General features: G+C 32.2%; 4 protein-coding genes. All 4 read right to left on the reverse strand.

From position 1 onward, the window contains the following. Positions 1-186: 186 nt before the first annotated feature. The 4 genes from E6248_RS12800 to E6248_RS12815 all read right to left on the reverse strand — a co-directional run bounded on the left by E6248_RS12800 (position 187) and on the right by E6248_RS12815 (position 5,041). Positions 187-1,191, reverse strand: coding sequence for a sugar kinase (locus E6248_RS12800; protein ID WP_316341180.1), 1,005 nt, complete (start codon positions 1,189-1,191; stop codon positions 187-189). 1 nt (position 1,192) lies between these two features. Then, positions 1,193-1,840, reverse strand: a complete 648-nt coding sequence (locus E6248_RS12805) for a bifunctional 2-keto-4-hydroxyglutarate aldolase/2-keto-3-deoxy-6-phosphogluconate aldolase (RefSeq protein ID WP_316341181.1) — start codon at positions 1,838-1,840, stop codon at positions 1,193-1,195. A gap of 20 nt (positions 1,841-1,860) precedes the next feature. Further along, complete coding sequence (ilvD, locus tag E6248_RS12810; protein WP_316341182.1) at positions 1,861-3,576, reverse strand: dihydroxy-acid dehydratase; 1,716 nt, start codon at positions 3,574-3,576, stop codon at positions 1,861-1,863. A gap of 133 nt (positions 3,577-3,709) precedes the next feature. After that, a complete protein-coding gene (locus E6248_RS12815; protein WP_316341183.1) occupies positions 3,710-5,041 on the reverse strand; it encodes a 6-phospho-alpha-glucosidase in 1,332 nt (443 codons plus the stop codon). Positions 5,042-5,136: the final 95 nt, after the last annotated feature.

A 5,136-nucleotide genomic window follows, 5' to 3' on the forward strand; every position in this document is an offset into this window, starting at 1 on the left:
ATAAGTAAATCTTTAAAACAAAAGAGGTTTTGCATTGCAAAACCTCTTCCTTCATTTTTTCATTCCTTCATTCTCTTAATTTTTTCATTTTAAAATGCTACACATTGTAAAACTTAACTTTGCCTACAAAACATCCTTAATTCTTAATTTTTAATTATTAATTTTTCATTGTGCAATAGCACATTTCTATCTTCCTATTTTCCCTACGCCATCTTTCATCAAGCTTTCAACTTCATCTACTTTTACTAAGTTTCCATCTCCATATATGCTATGTTTTAAAACAGAGTTAGCTGCTGCAAACTCAGATATATACATTGGATCCTTATTTGATAATATTCCATATAGTATTCCAGTAGTTAAAGCATCTCCTCCACCTACTCTATCTACGATATCATCTATATCATAAATCTTTGATTGATGTAATTTATTATTAGTGTAAAAATTGCATTGTAAAGTATTTGAAGATGCAGACTTTATTCCTCTAAAAGATGAAAAGATATATTTTATATTTGGATATATTTTTGTAATTTCATCATAATAATCTTTTAATTTTTCAGCTTTATCTTCTTTATTATTATTTAAACCTAATATATTTTCAGCATCTAATATCCCTGCAGAATAAATATTTACATAAGGAAGTATCTCCTTAGTAACCTTGCTTGCTTCCTCTAAAGACCACATTCTAGCTCTATAATTTGAATCATAACTTACTAAGATATTATTTTCTTTGCAGTAGTTTAATATTTTATATGCTAAAACCCTAGTTTTATCTGAAATTGCCATAGTAATTCCTGTTAGATGAAGTATATCTACTCCTTTTAAGGCTTCTACTATATCAATATCTTCTTCATTTATATCTGAAAATATAGAGTTTTTTCTATCATAAATAACTTTAGAGTTTCTATTCCCACTACCAACTTCTAAATAATAAATAGGAGTTCTACCTTCTCCTTGATTTATAAAACTTGTATCTACTGAATTAGATTTTAAGTAAGAAATAATAGCATCCCCAAAGCCATCATTAGATATCTTGCTAATAAGTCTAGTTTCAATACCAAAGTTGCCTAAACCAGCTAAAACATTAGTTTCAGCTCCACCATAATTAATGTTTAACTCCCTAGAGTTTGAAATACGAAGTCCTTTATTAGTAGCTAACCTTAATAATACTTCCCCGAAAGCTGCAACTCTCACTTTAAATCCCCCTTGCACTTTCAAGCTTTTTAACATATTCATTACAAGTAGCTTCTATTTCATCAAACTTTCCAGCTTCACCTAGCTTGTTTAATTCTCCACCAATTCCTACAACATCAGCTCCAGCTTTTATCCACTCATCTATATTATTTAAATTAACCCCACCTGTAACCATAATATTAGCATGTGGAAGCGGTGCTTTAACTGATGAGATATATCCTTGTCCAAAAGCATTTCCTGGGAAAAGCTTAACTACATCTACTCCACTTTCATAAGCAGAAACTATTTCATTTATAGTCATTACTCCTGGAATATAAGCTACATTATATCTATTACAAAGTGTAGCAGTATCTTTATTAAAAGATGGTGAAACTATATATTCTGCTCCTGATAATATAGCCATTCTTGCAGTTTCAGCATCTAAAACTGTTCCTGCTCCTATTACGACATCATCATTTTTTATATATTTTTCTGATAAATCTTTAATTATTTCATTTGCATACTTATTAGTATAAGTAACTTCTATAGCTTTAACATTTCCTTTTATGCAGCTTTCTGAAATCTTAACCCCAATTTCCTTAGTTGTTCCCCTAACAACTGCAACTACTCCGCATTTCTTTAATGCATTTAATACTCTTATCCTTTTCATGATTACTCTCTCCTTATAATTTATTCCATATATCCGCCCTTCATAGGTGAAACTGCTTTATCTGAAAATATTTTTAAAATTCCTGACTTATATTTATTTCCTCTTGGCTTCCATAACTTTTTACGCTGAGCTAAAATATTATCTATCTCATTAAGTTCTAATCTTTGTCCATTAACTCCAACTATTTGAAGTATTCTCTTCTCTATATCAATTTCAATTAAATCATTTTCCTCTACTAGTGCTATTGGACCTCCAACTGCTGCCTCTGGTGATACATGTCCAATTGCCGGCCCCTTTGAAGCTCCTGAGAATCTTCCATCTGTAATAAGTGCTATACTAGCTGATAATTCCTTATCTGAAGAAATAGCTTCTGTTGTATAGAACATTTCTGGCATTCCACTTCCCTTTGGACCTTCATATCTTATAAATACTGCATCTCCAGGTTTTATTTTCTTAGTAAGTACTGCTTCTATAGCTTCTTCTTCACTATCAAAAGGTCTTGCCTTTAATATTGCTTTATGCATCTCCTTTGGTACGGCAGAATGTTTAACTACTGCTCCTTCTGGCGCAATATTACCTTTTAAAATGGCTATAGCTCCATTTTTCCCAATTGGATTATTAAATGGTCTTATAACATCTTCTCTTTTTAATCCAACCTTATTTAAATATTCATTACATCTATCATAAAAACCATTTTTCCTTAAGTCCTCTAGATTTTCTCCTAAAGTCTTACCTGTAACAGTCATTACATCTAAATGAAGTAACTCCTTAACCTCTTCCATAATTGCTGGTACACCACCTGCATAGTAGAAATATTCAGCTGGCCATTTTCCTGCTGGTCTTATATTTAATAAATATGGTGCATATCTGTGTATTCTATCAAAGGTTTCTTCGTCTATATCTATTCCAAATTCATGAGCAATAGCTGGAATATGTAAAAGTGAATTACTAGATCCTGAAATTGCAGCATGGATAACTATAGCATTTTCAAAAGACTTATTACTTACTATATCTCTAGCTTTTAAATTCATTTTAGCTAGCTCAATAATTTGTTTTCCTGCTTCAATTGCAACCTCTTCTAAATCCTTGCAAGTTGCTGGCATTAATGCGCTTCCTGGCAACATTAACCCTAAAGCCTCAGCCATAACTTGCATAGTAGCTGCTGTTCCCATAAATGAACAAGATCCACATGACGGACATGCATTATGCTTATAATAAGTTAATTCTTCTTCAGTAATTTCACCACGTTTTTGCATTGCACTATAGGCACCTATTTGCTCTAAAGTTAGAAGGTTTGGACCTGCTTCCATTACTCCTCCAGTAACAATAATTGATGGTATATTTATTCTTCCAATTGCCATTAAATGTGATGGTACTGCCTTATCACAACTTGATATAAATACTCCACCATCAAAAGGTGTTGCATTTGCATGTATTTCAATAAGAGATGTAATAGTATCTCTTGAAACTAATGAATAGTTAATACCATCATGACCTTGAGCCATACCGTCACATATATCTGTTGCAAAATATCTTGCAGCTTTTCCACCTTTTTCATTAACTCCTAGAACTGCATTATTAGCAAACTTCAAAAGATGAACGCTTCCTGGATGGCTATCACCAAAAGTGCTTTCTATTATAATTTGAGGTTTAGATAAATCATCAACTGACCATCCCATTCCCCTACGTAACGGATCCATTTCTGGCGCAATTTTTCTTATTTCTTGGCTAATCATTTTATTCACCCCTTATATTATTTAAAATTAAAGTCATAGCTCGGATATGTTACAACACTCCGAGCTATCTCTCTTATCTTAAGGTTATTTTTATTTATATTAATCTTAAGTAATTACTTAAAGTATTTGTAAACTATTTTAATTCTGGCCAGTATTCCTTGTTTGCTTCAATTAAGTCATCTAAAACTTCCTTAGCAACCTTTGCACTTGGAACTGTCTTAGATAATGTTAATGCTTGCCATAATTTTTGATAGCTTCCTTCTATCCATGCTTCAACTACTAACTTCTCTACAGCTACTTGTTGTTCCATTAATCCTTTTTCAAATCTTGGAATACTTCCTTGAACTAAAGGTTCAGGACCGTTGCTACCAACTATACATGGAACTTCTACCATAGCTGTTGGATCAAAGTTTTCAATAGCTCCCCTATTTTCAACTATACATAACATTCTTTCATGCGTGTTATATGCAATTGCTCTAGCTAAATCAACTATAAATGATGCATGAGCATCTATATGGAATTCTCCCCCCTTTGCTGTTCCAGCTTTAACTATATTTCTAGCAGCTTCAAATACATTCTTTTCTCTTCCATTCATTACTTCATTAGCTCTAGTAAAGTCCTTATCAGAATGCTCTACTACGTAATCTGGATATAGGTAATATTTTAAGTATGTATTTGGTAAGAAATTTGGATCTAAAGCAATTAAATCCTTAGCCTTCTTATGAGTTTCTTGCCAGCTTGGTTCAGTATGTTGAGTATCTACTTCAACTTGATTTAAATAACCATTTTCAGCAACATAAGCTCTAAGCTGTGGCATTAAATCATTTCCTTGTTTATCTCTAACACTTGTCCACCATCCAAAGTGATTTAATCCAAAGTAGTTAACTTCTAAATCTGCTGGTGTTAATCCAACTATTTGAGACATACGTCTTAATGTTCCAACTGGCATATCACAAATATTTAATACTTTTGAATTAGGCTTTAATACACGGCATGCTTCTGCTACTATTGCAGCTGGATTTGAGTAGTTTAACATCCAACAATTTGGAGAATACTTTTCCATCATGTCAATTAATTCTAACATTCCACCTATTGAACGCATTCCATATGCAATTCCACCTGGTCCACAAGTTTCTTGTCCTACAACTCCATGTTTTAGTGGGATTTTTTCATCCTTTTCTCTCATTTCATATTTACCAACTCTTATATGAGCCATACAGAAATCTACATCTGTAAATGCTTCTTCTGGATCTGTTGTATATGAAAACTCTACTTCTGGGTAGCTTTCTTTTAATAAAATTGCTAATGCAGCACCTATTGTATCTTGACGTTCCTTATCATTATCATATAATTTTAATTTACGTAGTGGGAATCTATCTGCATTATCTAAAAGCATCATTACAATTCCTGGCGTAAATGTACTTCCTCCCCCTGCTATTACTACGGAAAATTTTCTGTTATCCATATTTCTTCCACCTTTCACTAATGACATATTTAAAAATTGTCATATTATATATTTGAAATTTATTATTCTTATCACTTACAAGCACATTATAGAAC

Origin of the sequence: Clostridium sp. (assembly GCF_032552055.1) — a bacterium.
GTDB lineage: Bacteria > Bacillota > Clostridia > Clostridiales > Clostridiaceae > Clostridium.